This is a genomic window from Streptomyces griseoviridis (assembly GCF_005222485.1).
GTDB lineage: Bacteria > Actinomycetota > Actinomycetes > Streptomycetales > Streptomycetaceae > Streptomyces > Streptomyces hintoniae.
In genome coordinates, this window is the sequence record NZ_CP029078.1 from 4389385 (window position 1) to 4403375 (window position 13991).

Annotated in this window: 12 protein-coding genes and 2 tRNA genes; 5 read left to right on the forward strand and 9 right to left on the reverse strand. The window is 73.0% G+C overall.

What is annotated here, in order from left to right; genetic code table 11:
- Positions 1-264: 264 nt before the first annotated feature.
- The 3 genes from DDJ31_RS18615 to DDJ31_RS18625 form a co-directional block, all read right to left on the reverse strand.
- Positions 265-338, reverse strand: a tRNA-Met gene (locus DDJ31_RS18615).
- 74 nt (positions 339-412) lie between these two features.
- Positions 413-1648 (reverse strand): alginate lyase family protein, encoded by a 1236-nt coding sequence (locus DDJ31_RS18620; protein WP_431027755.1) that lies wholly within the window; start codon positions 1646-1648, stop codon positions 413-415.
- Between the two features lie 119 nt (positions 1649-1767).
- Complete coding sequence (locus DDJ31_RS18625) at positions 1768-2898, reverse strand: dihydrofolate reductase family protein (protein ID WP_127179160.1); 1131 nt, start codon at positions 2896-2898, stop codon at positions 1768-1770.
- Positions 2899-2998: 100 nt separating this feature from the next.
- Between DDJ31_RS18625 and DDJ31_RS18630 the strand changes: the two genes are divergently transcribed.
- Positions 2999-3517, forward strand: a complete 519-nt coding sequence (locus tag DDJ31_RS18630; protein WP_127179159.1) for a MarR family winged helix-turn-helix transcriptional regulator — start codon at positions 2999-3001, stop codon at positions 3515-3517.
- Positions 3518-3831: 314 nt separating this feature from the next.
- Positions 3832-4590 (forward strand): GTP cyclohydrolase II, encoded by a 759-nt coding sequence (locus DDJ31_RS18635; RefSeq protein ID WP_127179158.1) that lies wholly within the window; start codon positions 3832-3834, stop codon positions 4588-4590.
- Between the two features lie 77 nt (positions 4591-4667).
- On the opposite strand, the gene DDJ31_RS18640 is transcribed toward DDJ31_RS18635, so the two are convergent.
- Positions 4668-5822 (reverse strand): sensor histidine kinase, encoded by a 1155-nt coding sequence (locus DDJ31_RS18640; RefSeq protein WP_127179157.1) that lies wholly within the window; start codon positions 5820-5822, stop codon positions 4668-4670.
- 323 nt (positions 5823-6145) lie between these two features.
- On the opposite strand from DDJ31_RS18640, the gene DDJ31_RS18645 reads away from it, so the two are divergent.
- On the forward strand, positions 6146-6871 hold the full coding sequence (locus DDJ31_RS18645) for a hypothetical protein (RefSeq protein WP_127179156.1): 726 nt from the start codon (positions 6146-6148) through the stop codon (positions 6869-6871).
- Positions 6872-7022: 151 nt separating this feature from the next.
- Here DDJ31_RS18645 and gcvH read toward each other — a convergent pair whose 3' ends face one another.
- Both gcvH and DDJ31_RS18655 read right to left on the reverse strand, forming a co-directional pair.
- On the reverse strand, positions 7023-7418 hold the full coding sequence (gcvH, locus tag DDJ31_RS18650; protein WP_127179155.1) for a glycine cleavage system protein GcvH: 396 nt from the start codon (positions 7416-7418) through the stop codon (positions 7023-7025).
- Between the two features lie 236 nt (positions 7419-7654).
- Positions 7655-8905: a helix-turn-helix domain-containing protein gene (locus DDJ31_RS18655; protein WP_127179154.1), complete on the reverse strand. Its 1251-nt coding sequence runs from the start codon at positions 8903-8905 to the stop codon at positions 7655-7657.
- A 145-nt stretch (positions 8906-9050) separates the two neighbouring features.
- On the opposite strand from DDJ31_RS18655, the gene DDJ31_RS18660 reads away from it, so the two are divergent.
- The gene (locus tag DDJ31_RS18660; protein ID WP_240678154.1) at positions 9051-9260 is read left to right on the forward strand and encodes a hypothetical protein; all 210 of its coding nucleotides are present in this window, start codon (positions 9051-9053) and stop codon (positions 9258-9260) included.
- Positions 9257-9658 carry a DUF6415 family natural product biosynthesis protein gene (locus DDJ31_RS18665; protein WP_127179153.1) on the forward strand — a complete coding sequence of 134 codons (402 nt, stop codon included), beginning with the start codon at positions 9257-9259 and terminating at the stop codon, positions 9656-9658. The genes DDJ31_RS18660 and DDJ31_RS18665 overlap by 4 nt, the downstream gene beginning before the upstream one ends.
- 12 nt (positions 9659-9670) lie before the next feature.
- On the opposite strand, the gene DDJ31_RS18670 is transcribed toward DDJ31_RS18665, so the two are convergent.
- The 3 genes from DDJ31_RS18670 to DDJ31_RS18680 all read right to left on the reverse strand — a co-directional run bounded on the left by DDJ31_RS18670 (position 9671) and on the right by DDJ31_RS18680 (position 13792).
- A tRNA-Lys gene (locus DDJ31_RS18670) sits at positions 9671-9746 on the reverse strand.
- 102 nt (positions 9747-9848) lie between these two features.
- Positions 9849-11384 (reverse strand): amino acid permease, encoded by a 1536-nt coding sequence (locus DDJ31_RS18675; protein WP_127179152.1) that lies wholly within the window; start codon positions 11382-11384, stop codon positions 9849-9851.
- Positions 11385-11569: 185 nt separating this feature from the next.
- Complete coding sequence (locus tag DDJ31_RS18680) at positions 11570-13792, reverse strand: DEAD/DEAH box helicase (RefSeq protein ID WP_127179151.1); 2223 nt, start codon at positions 13790-13792, stop codon at positions 11570-11572.
- Positions 13793-13991 lie beyond the last annotated feature (199 nt).

The window sequence follows — 13991 nt, forward strand, 5'->3', positions numbered from 1 at the left end:
GCTCGTCTCCCAGGTCTCCGGTGTGAGTACCAGGTTTCCCGCCCGGGGCGCGGACGGCGAGCGGGGTGGGCCGAGCGGATGAGGGGCCGGCGCGGGGAGAGGGAGAGAGAGAAGAAAAAAGCGCTGCCGAGGGGAGAGGGGAGAAGAGACGAGGACGAGACGGGAGAGAGAGGGGAGAGCAGGAGGGAGAAGAGAGGGGATGCCACGGTGCCCGAACGCACCGATGGCCGGAACCCTTGAAGGATTCCGGCCATCGGCCTTGAGTAGCGGGGACAGGATTTGAACCTGCGACCTCTGGGTTATGAGCCCAGCGAGCTACCGAGCTGCTCCACCCCGCGTCGGTGTTCCTTAACCATACGCCATCCGCGGGGCCGAACGCACACGCGTCCTCCGCTGCCGCTCCCGGCGGCGGTCAGTCGGCGGGGTTGCGGGCGTGGGTGAGGGTCTCCCAGGAGACGAAGAGGTCGTCGGTGCCGGAGGGGCGGTCGCGCTCGGCGAGCTTGCGGGCCTCCGGCACGGGCAGGTCGAGCCGGTCCTCCAGGTGGTTGAGGGCGACCTCCAGGTCCGCGCCCATGCTGCGGTCGATCCTCCCGCCGCAGAGCCAGCCGGGGGCGGGCTCGCCGAGCTGGTAGCGGGCGTGCAGGGCAAGCGCGGCCCGCAGCCGGTCCTTGACGTCGTCGTAGAGGTCGACGCCCTGGTGCCAGGCGGTCTCGGCGATGTGGCCGGTGGCGGCGAGCGAGTAGCCGACGTGCTTGAAGTTGCGGCAGGTCTCCTGCGCCAGGCCGTCCTTGAACGTCGTCTGCTTGAACCAGTACGACGTGAGTCGCTGCGGGGTGGTCATCGTGGAGCCGGGCGGGGTGAGCGGGACCTTGCCGTCCTTCTCCAGGTAGAAGTAGGCGGGCACCCGGTCGCGGAACCGGCTCACGGCGGTGTCGAAGCCCTTGTGGTCGTCGGTGAAGACGGCGATGCCGATGGCCGCGTCCGTCATCGCGAGGTCCCAGTTGCCGTTGTAGTCGGGCACCCGGCGGGTGACGTTCGGGAGGTAGGCGGTGCGCAGCATCGTCTCGAACCGTCTGACCCGGTCGGCGGGCCAGCCGGCGCCGGGCGCGTACCGGACGATCTCGGCGGCCCGCGCCCAGGTGGAGCCGGCCCACGCGGTCTGGAGGCCGGCGTCCTCCTCGGTGTGCCGCTTGATCTTCGCCGACCAGGCGTCCATGATCTCCCGCGCCTTGGCCGCGTGCTGCTGCTTGCCCGTGACGGTGTAGAGCAGGGCCTGGGTGTAGGCGGCGATGGCGTCCTGGCGTTCCTCGAGGCAGCCGTGCGCGGGCTCGGCCGCCTTGTCGCCGCCGGGGCAGTCGACGCTCTCGTAGGGCTGCGGCCGGTACTTGTACGACCCGTACTTGCTGTCCCGCATGTCGAGGAACGCCCCGAGCCACGGCTGCTTGCCCGCGTTGACGTGCTCGCGGACGGCGTCGAGCTGGCCCTTGCTGACCAGCACGCCGGGGTGGGTGAACGCGGCGTCCGGCGGAAGGGCGCGGGCCATGGTGCGGTTGCCGCCGCCCGTGACGCCGCAGGAGGCGACGGCAGCCGTGAGCAGCGCCACCGCCCCGAGCGCCGCCGCTCGCCTTCGTACTGACCTCACTGCCACCTCCACGTCGTCAGGACCGGGTCACTCGCAGAGTGACCCGGCGGGCGGCGGCGCGCAGGATCTGTTGGGCCGATCGGCCGCCGCCGGTCCGCGGCGGCGGGCGTCCCGGCAGGCGCGGGTCAGGGCCGCAGATGGGCGTTGGGCTCCTGGGCGTGGCGGGCGTGCTCGGGCAGGACCAGGACCTCGACGCCCCGGGCGGTGAGGAGGCCGGTGCCGTCGGCGTCCGTCACGAAGGTGTCCGGCTCCCGCCACGCCGTGACGACCCGCCGCACCCCGGCGTCGAGGATCAGGCGGGCGCACGGCCGGGGGCGGGAGGCGCGGTGGGCGCAGGGTTCGAGGCTGGAGTAGACGGTCGCGCCCGCCAGCCGCGGGTCGGCCGGGTCGAGTTTGCCGAGGGCGGCCTCCTCGGCGTGCACGACCGGGTCGCCGCCCTCCCGGGAGTGGCCGCGCGCCAGCTCCGTCCCGTCGGCCGCGACGACCACCGCGCCGACGCTGAACGCGGTGCCGGACGGCGGGCAGAGCGCGGCCAGCTCGCAGGCGAGCCGCAGCCAGTGGTGGTCGGCGGCGGCCGGCAGCGGTCCGGTGCCGGGGGCGGTGGGCTCGTAGCGGGTCAGGACGACGTCCTCGATGCGCCGGGTCTCCAGCAGGCGCAGCCGCCCTGCCTGGTAGCCGCCCGGCCCGAAGAGGCGGGGGGCGTGCGGCTGCCCGACGAAGAGGGGCGCGACGACGAGCTGGAGCTCGTCGGCGAGGCCCTGCTGGAGGAGCTGGGTGTGGACGCGGCCGCCGCCCTCGACCATCAGCCGTTCGACGCCGTAGCCGGCGCGCAGGTGGGTGAGCAGGGCGCGCCAGTCGAGATCGGGGCCGAGCGGGACGACGTCGGCGGCGAGGCCGAGTCCGCGGGCGCGGTCGGCGCCCTTGTCGGTGGTGTAGACGACCTTCGCGCCGCCGGTGTGCCAGAAGTTCGCGGCCGGGTCGAGGTCGCCCGAGCCGCTGACGGTCACCTTGAGGGGGTAGGCGGGCCGGCCCTCGGCGACCCGGGCGGCCCGCCGGTCGGGCGAGTTGACCAGCAGGCGCGGGTTGTCGGCGCGGAGGGTGCCGGCGCCGACCAGGATCGCGTCGGAGGCGGCGCGGACCTCGTCGACCCGGTCGAAGTCCGCGGGGCTGGAGAGCAGCAGGCGTTCCGGTCCTGTGTCGTCGAGGTAGCCGTCGAGGGAGACGGCGGCGGACAGCAGGACGTAGGGGTGGGGCATCGACGTACTCCCCGGTCGGGTCGGTGGTGGAATGGGGCGGCTGTGCGGGAGGGCTCGCGGCATGCTTGGTTCAAGTTTGAAACAAACCTACACTGGTGGCATGACGACTCGCTGGCTCACCCCGAAGGAGCAGCGCGCCTGGCGCGCGTACATCGCCGCGACGCACCTCGTCGAGGACGCGCTCGACCGGCAGCTCCAGCAGGACGCCGGCATGCCGCACCTCTACTACTCCATCCTGGCCAACCTCTCCGAGTCCCCCGGCCGGCAGCTGCGGATGACCGACCTGGCCGAGCGCACGAAGATCACCCGCAGCCGGCTGACGTACGCGGTGACCCGGCTGGCGAAGGACGGCCTGGTCCGGCGGGAGGACTGCAGGTGGGACAAGCGGGGCAGCGTCGCCGCCCTCACCGACGAGGGCATGGCGGTGCTGGAGCGGACGGCACCCGGGCACGTCGGCCGGGTGCGGGCGGCCCTGTTCGACCATCTCACCGAGGAGCAGGTCGGGCAGTTGGAGGAGATCTGCGCGGGGATCACCCGGGCGATGGAGACGGAAGGCTCCCGGCCCGCGACGGACGACGTGCCGTGGCGCCGACGGTCGGCACCGCCGCCCTGCGGGTGAATGGCGGGGGTGGAGTCGCGGGGGGCCGCGGGGGGGTGTGGGGGCCGCGGGGTGGGCGCCCGTCGCCATGCGCGTGGCCGGGCCGCGAGGCGCCGGTGCCCCGTGCCGCCCCGCGAATGACCCCTGTGCACGGCTCGTGGCCTGCGTCGCGAAGTGATTGCTTCAACTTTAAAGCATGGGGTAGGGTCGGCGCATCGCGACGCTTGCTTCAAATCTGAAGCAAGCGCCACGGTCGACATCCGCCGCACGAGCGCCCGCCGCCGAGACCCACGGGCGCCGTCCCACACCCACCCCACCGGACCGGGAGAACCCGCATGCCCGACACCCCCGCCGCCACCTCGCGCGCCCGCGTCCGGGTACCGCTGCGCTTCCAGGACGGCTACGGCGTCGACGCCGAACTCGTCACCTTCCACGGCCTGGCCGACGGCGCCGAACACGTGGCCGTCGTCCTCGGCGACCCGGCCCCCGGCACCGTCCCGCTGGTCAGGCTGCACTCCGAGTGCCTGACCGGCGACGTCTTCGGCTCCGCCCGCTGCGACTGCGGCCCGCAACTGCGCGAGGCCGTCGAGCGCATCGCCGAGCGCGGCGGCGTCCTGCTCTACCTGCGCCAGGAGGGCCGGGGCATAGGTCTGTACAACAAGCTGGACGCCTACGCCCTCCAGGACCAGGGCCTCGACACCTACGAGGCGAACGCCGCGCTCGGCCTGCCGGAGGACGACCGCGACTACACGGCCGCCGCCCAGATGCTGCGGGCCCTCGGCATCACCGCACTCGACCTGCTCTCCAACAACCCCGACAAGGCCGCCCAACTCCGCTACCTGGGCATCTCGGTGCGGGACCGGGTCCCGACCGGCGTCTTCACCACCGCGCACAACGTCCGCTACCTGCACGCGAAGGTGGTCAAGACCCAGCACACGCTGCCGCTGGCGAACCTCCCCGACATCACGGCCGTCACGGACGTCACGGCCCTCACGGACGTCACCGACCTCACGGACGTCACCGGCCTCACGGCGCACCCGGAACGGGCCGGGCGCGCGGGCGTCACGGGGCTGGCGGAGCGCGACGCGGGCTGATCACGGCCCGGTGGCGGCGCCGGTGTGGTCCGCGCACCAGCCCCGCACCGCGACGGGACCGGCCGCCCGCCCGCAGCTCACCACACGCAGGGCAGCCGGGCCTCGACCACGGTGGGGCCGCCCGGCGGGCTGGAGATCTCCACGGTCCCGTCGAGCGCGGCCACCCGGCGCCTGATGCCGACCAGACCCGAACCCGCCGTCTCGTCGGCGCCCCCGCCGCCCTCGTCGGCGACCCGCACCAGCAGCCCGCGCCTGACCCGCTCCAGCCGGACCGCCGCCCCGGGCGCACCGCTGTACTTGGCCGCGTTGGTCAGCGCCTCCGCGATCACGAAGTAGGCGGCGGCCTCCACCGCGGCCGGCGCCCGCACCCCGTCGTCCTCAAGGCCCGCCACCTCGACGCCGACCCGCAGTCCGCTCACGGCGGCCAGCGCGCGCACCGCGCCCACCAGGCCCCGGTCGGTGAGGATCGGCGGGTGGATGCCGCGCACCACGTGCCGCAGCTCGGTGAGCGCCTGCTCGGCCTGCGCCTGCGCCTCGTCGAGCAGCCTGCGCGCGGTGTCCGGGTCGCGGTCGTAGGCGCGTTTGGCGAGGCCGATCCGCATCGAGAGGGCGACCAGGTTGGCCTGCGCGCCGTCGTGCAGGTCCCGTTCGATCCGGCGCAGCTCGGCGCCGTGCGCGGCGATGGCGTCGGCCCGGGTGGCCGCCAACTCCTCTACCCGGGCCGAGAGTTGAGCCGCGGGGGACGGTTTGAGGAGGGCGGTCGACCAGTCGGCCTCCAGGTCGGCGAGCCTGACGATCAGCGGCAGCACGAGGGGCCTCGCGCGCGGCAGCCCGGCCCGGACGCCGTCCACGACCAGGGCGACCGGCCACAGCGGGACGGCGACGACGACGAGGACGCCGTAGACGTAGGCGGCGAACATCCAGCGCAGGTCGGTGCGGGTACCGGGGTCGCGCACGGCCGTGCGGACGCGTTCCCTGACGGTTCCGGTGAGCGGCAGATACGCCTCCGGGATGCGCTGCCCGGTCCAGCGGGCGGTCAGCTGCCGCTTGGCCCCGGCGATCCGCCGCACCAGCAGCACGGCCTCCGGCAGCAGCCACGCCCCGACCACCAGGAGCGTGCCGAAGACGGCGATGAGCAGCACGGTCGTGAAGAGCCACAGACCGAACGTCATCGCCGCGGCCACCGCGAGATGCCTGGTGGCCCGCCCGGCGTCCCGCACGCTCTTCCCCATACGGCAACGCTAGACGGGACGGGGGCGCGGGGCGGTGTAGCGGGCTCCACCTTCGCGGGGTCGGCGCAGCGGGACCCGGCCGAGCGCACCAGGTGATGGGGCGCGGGGGGCGATCCAGGTTCTCTCTTTCCCTCCCCCGCTGACGGCCGGGCGGCGTGTCACGGGCCCGTGACCGCTTGTTACCAAGCGCGGACAGAACCGGATGAACAACGGCGGCCGGAGTGCCGTCTCACGGGGTGCAACTGACCACAGGGCCGGACGGGCGCACCGCGAGAGCGGGCGGACCCGCCGGGCCCGCTCCAGATCGCCACGGGGACAACGCCATGACCAAGCGCCACGTTCGCCACACCGCCCGCACCCTCCGCGCCACCCGGACCGCCCGCTCCGCCGGCCTGCTGGCCGTCGCCGCCGTCGCCGCGCTGTCGCTGACGGCCTGCCAGACGGGCGGCGACGACGGGGCCGCGGGCGCGAGGACGAAGGTGTCCGCGTCGGCGCCCGCGTCCGAGGCCGGCGGCAACGGGGCGAGCGCGCAGACCGTCGCCCGGAGCGAGGCGCCGACCGGCGACCGGACGACGGCACCGGCCGCCGCGGGCGGCACGACCACCACGAGCGGCACGACGAGCAAGGCGGTCGCGGCCCCGATCCGGACGGTCACACTCGTCGACGGCAGCAAGGCCGAGGTCTACCGGGTCGGCACGCAGCGCTACCAGGCGAAGATCGTCAACAACGGCGATCTCCTGGCGACGCTCGACACGAAGAAGGGCGACGACGGGCTCGACGCCAACGGCATGTACGTCGTGCTCACGATGGGCGGCGAGGTCCGCTCCTGGATGGGCGGCGAGCACCAGGGTCCCGGCACGTTCACCCTCGCGGGCGGCTGGAAGGCCAAGGTCACGAAGGTCGGTGAACTCCACTACCGGGCGCAGATCATCGGCCGCGAGGGCGCGGTGGAGGCCACGATGGACGCGAACCAGCACGACACCGGCCTCGACGCCAACGCGGTGTACATCGTGCTGAGCGCGGGCGGCGTGATCAGCTCGCACGCGTAGGGGGTGGGGACGGCCCTCGCGGGCGCTCGGTCGGTGGGGCGGGCTGGTGACGACCCGCGCGGACCGTCCGCCGGTGGGGCGGGCTGGTGTCGGCCCGCGCGGCCCCTCGGCCCCGGGGACGGCGCGAGTACGGGACCCGGCCCGGCGCCGGTCAGTCGCCCTGGCTCCGCAGGTACTCCTCGTAGCCGGCGGCGTCGAGCAGTTCGTCGGTCTCGGCGCCGGGGGTCGGCCGCCCCCGGAACAGCCACCCGTCGCCGTACGGCTCGGTGTTGACGGCTTCGGGCTCGCTGGAGAGCAGAGCGTTCCCGTCGACGACCTCGCAGGCCACCGGCGTGTACATCTCGCTGGCCGCCTTCACCGACTCCACCGTCGCGACGGCCTCACCGAGCCCGCACTGCCGCCCCGCCTCCGGGATCTCGACGAAGACGATGTCACCCAGGGCGCGCTGGGCGTGATCGGTGATACCCACTTCCACGTTCCCGTCGGGCAGGTGACGCACCCACTCATGGGTCCGGGTGTACTTCAGATCGGAGGGGACGTTCGACATGCCGGGGCTCCTGGAAAAGGGCGGGACGGTAAGCGGGGCCTTCCGACCACGGACCCGAGTCCGCCGCCACGAGCCCCCGAGATCCCAACGACCGACGGGGGCGGGGGCAACGGAGGGGCGCAGCCGGAGACCTCGTGTCGACGAGGCCTGGCCCTCCCGCCTCCCCTGCGGCCTAGCCAAGCACGGTGCTGAAGCGGCCCGCTCCCCTTCGGGAGGCTGGGGCCACATTTGTACGGTCAAACGAGCAGCAAGTGCCCGTGCCCGGCCAGAACGTCGCGCACCTCGGGAACGTCGTCGTACTCCGTCAGCCGCTCGAGCACGGCCCGGACTCTGGCCGCCGTCCGGGTCGACGACAGTTCCCGGGACAGCTCGACGACCCGCAGCGCCTCGGCCGCAGCCTGCTCAGGCTCGTTCGCGTCCGCGAGGGCGACCGCCAGCCACGACCGGTACAGCGCCAACTCCCGGGCGCGCGTCGCGTCGTACCGGGTCAGCACATCCGTCAGCAGAGGGACCGCGCGCAGCGGCCGGTGGAGCTCCGTGAAGACGCGGGCGTCCATCACCTCCAGCTCCTCCCGCGACACCCAGTACGCCCACAGCGGCGCCTCGTCGTCGGCCCCGTCGTCGAGGGCGTCGTGCGCCTCGCCCAGGGCGCGGACGGCCTGTTGCGCGTGCGGGCGTCCGAGCCGGGTGTGCGCCCACGCGACCCGGTCGTGGAACAGCGCGCGCGTCTGCCCAGGGGCGTCGACACCGGCCTCGGCGAGCGCGGCCGTCGCGAGATCCACACCGTCCCGCTCTCGCCCCGTGTTCGACCACTGGTAGGCCAGCGACCCGGCGAGATGTGCGACGAGCGGCCCGTCACCAGCCTGTTTCGCTGCGGAGATCCCGAGCCGGTACGCGCGCTCCGCATCATCCACACGGCCGGCATCCGAGGCGACCCATCCGGTGATCTGCGCCAACTCGCCGATCTGCACGAGGAGTCCGCGGCCGGTGTCGCTGCTGTACGAAGCACCCCGGTACAGGGTGATCGCCTTCGTCAGCTCACGGAACGCGGGCGCGATCAGGTCACCGCCGGACAGGACATCGTCGGCAAGGCGCAACGCGTGTACGCGGCCGGCGAGGCCGGTCACCGCGTCGGCGCCCACCCGCTGCCCCGTGCGGGCTCGTAACGGCTCCAGCGGATCGCCCGGGGGCAGAAGATGCGCGAGCATGGCAGTGGCCCCCGGGAGCTGCGCGAGGCTGTCGCCGCGGGCGTAGGCGACGGCCTGACGCAGTTGCGTCTCGGGCGTCGCGAGGGCGGCCGCGAGGTAGGGCAGCCATACGTCCGGGATCCGGCCGCCTCTCTCCCAGCGCGACACCTCGGTGCGGGTGACGGACTGAGTGCCCGACAGCGAGCACAGCACCGCGGCCAGCTGTCGCTGCGACTTGCCCGTGGCTCGACGCAGCCCGGCTAGGTACTGGCCGAACTGTTGTCGCCGGTCATCACCCATGCGGCCCCCTTCCGTCGCCAGTGTGGCCCCTCCCTGGCCCCCTGTGCGGCTCCTTCCCTCCGTTGTCACCCGCGATTCGATGGCAGACAGCACCCCGGCGAGGCGGCAAGACCTCCCGGGGCTTGGCCGACTGACTGGAGTCGACATGCAGGAGATTACGCAGCCCGCGTCCGTTCCCGACACCCCCGTTCCGGTCCCCGCCGGGCACGGCTGGTGCAGCTGGCACCACGGCCCCGGCGAGGGCCTGCTCCTTGTCACCGCCGTGGAGCAGGGCAGCGGACCCGGGGCCAACCACCGGGCATGCGCCCACTGCCGACGGACGTACCGGCTCGTCCCCTTCGGGGAGCAGCGGTGACCGACCGGCCGGCCGTGACCGTCGAGCCGCCGCCGGACCTGGTCGTGATGCGGGAGACCGCCGCCATCGCCCTCGCCGAGGACACCCACCCCGAGGACCATGCCGCGCTCGCCGCGATGCTCCGCGGACATCTGCACGAACTGGTCCCGCGGGTCGAGGAACTGATCCCCGGACGGCCGACCGTCGTCGACCAGTACTGCGCGCTCGCCTGCCTGGGCGAGGCCCGCCGCAAGCTGTCCCAGGAGGCGGCCCGGGTCGCGGGCGGCCAGACGGCGCACGCACGCCGCCTCGCCCGCGTCCTGGACGCCCTCGTCACTCACTGGGAGCAGCTGGCCGGGGCGATTCCGGCCGCCCGCGCCCCTGGAAACGACTACGGCCCCCAGCCAGACCAGGTCTGACCAGGGGCCGAGTGGTAGGCCCTGTGGGACTCGAACCCACAACCAATGGATTAAAAGTCCACTGCTCTGCCAATTGAGCTAAGGGCCCAGGCGATGTTGCCCCCACGAGCATAGCCGGACCCGGCCGGGTCTCCGATCGGGTATCGGGTGGTCGGCCGGGTCGGGGGCGAAACCCGGGGGGCGAGGGTGGTCAGGGAGTTGTCCGCTCCGAGTGTGTGGCGGGCGTCTGGTCCTGGGGCGTGTTGCGGGCGTGGTCCGGGTTCAGGAACCAGTGGCGGGCCGACGCCAGCCACCAGGTCGCCGCGAAGCCGAGGACGACCAGGACCGCGACCGGCGCGTAGTTGAAGGTGTCCGTGGTGACCGGCGAGACCTGCGGCAGCATGAACAGGACCGTGATGACGCCGACCCAGACCACCGCCACCACGCCGATCGCCCGTGACCAGCGGCCCAGGTGCCAGGGGCCGCGGGCGAAGTCGTCGCCCTTGCGCAGCCGCAGCAGGGTCGGGATGACGTAGGCGATGTAGAGGCCGATCACCGCGATGGACGTCACGGCCGCGTACGCGGTCACGTTGATGAGGTAGGGCAGGCCGAGGACGAGGGCTCCGACGGCCGCGAGCCACACCGCGGCGACCGGGGTGCGGGTGCGCGGGCTGACCGTGTGCCAGACGCGGGAGAAGGGCAGCGCGCCGTCCCGCGAGAACGCGTAGATCATGCGGCTGTTGGCCGTGACGGACGCCATCCCGCAGAACAGCTGCGCCCCGATGACGACGAGCAGCAGCAGCTTGCCCGCGGTGGCGCCGAGCGCGTCGAGGAGGATCTGCGCGGGCGGCGCCCCGGTCGGGGAGGCCAGTTCCCTGTCGTAGTTCTGGATGGCGTACGTGAAGCCGAGCAGCAGGACGAAGCCGGCGATCCAGGAGGTCCAGATGGAGCGGACGATGCCCTTGGGGCCCGCCGTGGAGGCGTCGTGGGTCTCCTCGGTCATGTGCGCGGAGGCGTCGTACCCGGTGAAGGTGTACTGGGCCATCAGGAGCCCCAGCAGCACCACGTACACCCCGCTGCCCCAGCCGGTGTTGTTGACGAAGTGGGTGAAGACGAAGGACGTCGACTGATGCCGGTCAGGCACGAGGGCGAGCGCGCCGACGATGACGGCGACCCCGACCACGTGCCACCAGACGCTCACGCTGTTGAGGAGGGCGACGATCCGTACGCCGAACGTGTTCAGCAGGCCGTGCAGCAGCAGGATCGCGGCGAACAGCAGGACCGTGCGGCCCGGTGTCACCTCGAAGTCGAACTGGAGGTTCAGGTAGGCGCCGAGGAAGGACGCGGCCCCGAAGTCGATGCCGGCGGTCACCGCGACCTGGCCGAGCACGTTGAACCAGCCGGTGAACCAGGCCCAGGCGGCGGCCGTGCGGGGCGGCGCGAGCCGGTGGGCCCAGAAGTAGAGGCCCGCGGAGGTCGGGTAGGCCGAACAGATCTCGGCCATCGCCAGGCCGACGAAGAGGGTCATCAGGCCGACGCCTATCCAGCCCCAGGTGATCACGGCGGGACCGCCGGTGTTCATCCCGAACAGGTACAGCGTCAGACAGCCGGAGAGGACCGAGATGATCGTGAAGGAGACCGCGTAGTTGGAGAACGCCGACATCCGGCGCGCGAGTACCTGGGTGTAGCCGAGCTGGGCCAGCCGTTCTTCGTCCGACGGCCCCTGCGCCCTGGCGTCATCTGTCATGTCCCCAGCGATTCCCCAGGGACGCTCGTGACATGCGTCACAGGATGGCTCGAAATCAACCCGTGCCCCACCCGCACTCGCACTCGCACCCGCGCCCCGGATGCCTGGGCCGCACACCGGGGCCGGACGCACCGGGGCCCGTACGACATCGTCGTACGGGCCCCGGAAGGTCACTTCACCCGGCGTCAGCCGTTGCGCTTCCAGCGCGGCTTGTCGTCCCGGCGCCCGAAGGAGCCGGTGCCCGTGCCGGTGCCGGTGCCGCGGTGGTCGTCGCGGCGGCCGGTGGGACGGTCGTGGCCGCCGGAGCGGAAGCCCGGACGGTCGCCCTGCCGGTCACGGTTGAACGGACGGTCGCCGCCGGTCTGCCGGTCGCGGTTGAAGGGGCGGTCGCTGCCCCGGTGGCCGGACGGGCGGTCGTCGCGGCGGAAGCCGCCACGGTCGCCGCCGCCGTCACGGCGGTCGTCACGGCGGAAGCCGCCGGACGGACGGTCGTCACGACGCTCGAAGGAACGGCCACCACGGTCACCGTCACGACGGTCGTCGCGGCGGTCGTCGCGACGGAAGCCGCCCGAGGGACGGTCGTCACGGCGGTCGAAGGAACGGCCACCACGGTCGTCACGGCGGTCGTCCCGGCGGAAACCGCCCGACGGACGGTCGTCACGACGCTCGAAGGAACGGCCACCACGGTCATCGCGGCGGTCGTCCCGGCGGAAACCGCCCGACGGACGGTCGTCACGACGCTCGAAGGAACGGCCACCACGGTCATCGCGGCGGTCGTCCCGGCGGAAACCGCCCGACGGACGGTCGTCACGACGGTCACGGCGCTCGTAGTTGCCGCGCTCGTCACGCTGCTGGCGCGGACGCTCGTACGCGGGGGCCGACGGAGCCGAAGCCGTCGCGGACTCCTCGCGGGCCGGGGCGTCGGCGGCCGGCTGCTGCTCCGTCGCCTGGGCGGCGTCGGTGGCACCCTCGGCCGCGACCGCCGTCTCGGCGACCGCCGTCTCCGGGTCCTCGCCGCGCTCGCGGGCGGCGCGGGCGGACAGCCGGTCGGCCTCCTCGCGCAGCTCGGACGCGCGCCGCGTGGCCCGCTCCAGCTCCTTGGTGAGCTGGGAGACCTCGCGCTCGGCCTGGTGCGCCGCGTTGCCGGCCGACTCGGCCTGCACCTCGGTCATCGAACGGGCGCCGGTGATCTCGGCGACCTCGGGCTCGAAGGCGGTGCCGGAGTTGATGATGTGACGCCCGGCGTCGACGCCCGCGTCCTCCATCAGCCGGAAGATCTGCCGGCGCTGGTGCGGCAGCGACAGCGAGACGACGGTGCCGGTGCGGCCCGCGCGAGCGGTACGGCCGGCCCGGTGCAGGTAGTCCTTGTGGTCGCCGGCCGGGTCCACGTTCAGGACCAGGTCGATGCCGTCCACGTGGATGCCGCGCGCGGCGACGTCGGTGGCGACCAGGACGTTGACGTAGCCGTCCTTGAAGTCGGCCAGCGTCCGGGTGCGGGCGCCCTGCGTCATGCCGCCGTGCAGCGCGTCGGCCTTGGCGCCGGCGTCGCGCAGCTGCTCGGCGACCCGGTCCGCGCCCAGCTGGGTGCGGACGAAGATGATGGTGCGGCCCTTGCGGGAGGCGATGGCCGCGGTGACCGGCGCCTTGTCCTTGGGCTTCACGATCAGGATGTGGTGCGACATGGTCGTCACCGCGCCCTGGGCGGCGTCGACCTCGTGCGAGACCGGGTCCTTCAGGTAGCGGTCGACGAGCGTCTTGATCTCGTTCTCCATGGTGGCGGAGAAGAGCATGCGCTGGCCGCCGGCCGGCACCTGGTCGAGCAGCTCCGTCACCTCGGGCATGAAGCCCAGGTCGGACATCTGGTCGGCCTCGTCGAGGACGGCGATCTGCACGTCCGCGAGGGAGCAGGCGCCGCGGTTGATGATGTCGCGCAGCCGGCCCGGGGTGGCGACCAGGACGTCGACGCCGCGCTCCAGGGCGTAGATCTGGTTGCCCATCGACGTACCGCCGCAGACGACCTTCATCTTCAGGCCGAGGACGTCGCCGTAGGGCTGGAGGGCGTCGGCGACCTGCATCGCCAGCTCACGGGTCGGCGTGAGGATGACGGCGCGGGGCTTGTGCTTCTCGGTGCGGCCGCCGGCCAGCGTGGCCAGGGCGGGCAGACCGAAGGAGAGGGTCTTGCCCGAGCCGGTGCGGCCCCGGCCGAGGATGTCCTTGCCGGCCAGGGCGTCCGGGATGGTCGCGGCCTGGATCGGGAAGGGGACCGTCACGCCGTTCTGTGCGAGCTTGCGCACCACGCCCTCGGGGAGGCCGAGGTCGGCGAAGGAGAGCGTCTGCGTCTCCTCCACGGCCTCGACAGCCTCGCCGTTCTCGGGCACGACGGCGTGATCAGTACTGGAAATGGACATGCGTATGCGAAACCTTCCGGAGTCTCGTCGGCACGCGCCCGTCAACTCCGTGATTCGCTCTACGACCGCCTCTATGCGGTCCGCCACGGCAAAGGAGAGTACGCGCCACACGGCGCGCTCTGCGTTGGCGCCGGGCAAATGGGATCAAACGATCTACCACCATACGCACCCACCCACCCCGAAGGCAAACCGACGGCAT

What these genes read in the sequence shown, in the direction of transcription:
- DDJ31_RS18625 (WP_127179160.1), bottom strand. Translation starts at nt 2,898, where the DNA reads ATGCCCCACCCCTACGTCCTGCTGTCCGCCGCCGTCTCCCTCGACGGC.
- DDJ31_RS18630 (WP_127179159.1), top strand. Translation starts at nt 2,999, where the DNA reads ATGACGACTCGCTGGCTCACCCCGAAGGAGCAGCGCGCCTGGCGCGCG.
- DDJ31_RS18635 (WP_127179158.1), top strand. Translation starts at nt 3,832, where the DNA reads ATGCCCGACACCCCCGCCGCCACCTCGCGCGCCCGCGTCCGGGTACCG.
- DDJ31_RS18640 (WP_127179157.1), bottom strand. Translation starts at nt 5,822, where the DNA reads ATGGGGAAGAGCGTGCGGGACGCCGGGCGGGCCACCAGGCATCTCGCG.
- DDJ31_RS18645 (WP_127179156.1), top strand. Translation starts at nt 6,146, where the DNA reads ATGACCAAGCGCCACGTTCGCCACACCGCCCGCACCCTCCGCGCCACC.
- gcvH (WP_127179155.1), bottom strand. Translation starts at nt 7,418, where the DNA reads ATGTCGAACGTCCCCTCCGATCTGAAGTACACCCGGACCCATGAGTGG.
- DDJ31_RS18655 (WP_127179154.1), bottom strand. Translation starts at nt 8,905, where the DNA reads ATGGGTGATGACCGGCGACAACAGTTCGGCCAGTACCTAGCCGGGCTG.
- DDJ31_RS18660 (WP_240678154.1), top strand. Translation starts at nt 9,051, where the DNA reads ATGCAGGAGATTACGCAGCCCGCGTCCGTTCCCGACACCCCCGTTCCG.
- DDJ31_RS18675 (WP_127179152.1), bottom strand. Translation starts at nt 11,384, where the DNA reads ATGACAGATGACGCCAGGGCGCAGGGGCCGTCGGACGAAGAACGGCTG.
- DDJ31_RS18680 (WP_127179151.1), bottom strand. Translation starts at nt 13,792, where the DNA reads ATGTCCATTTCCAGTACTGATCACGCCGTCGTGCCCGAGAACGGCGAG.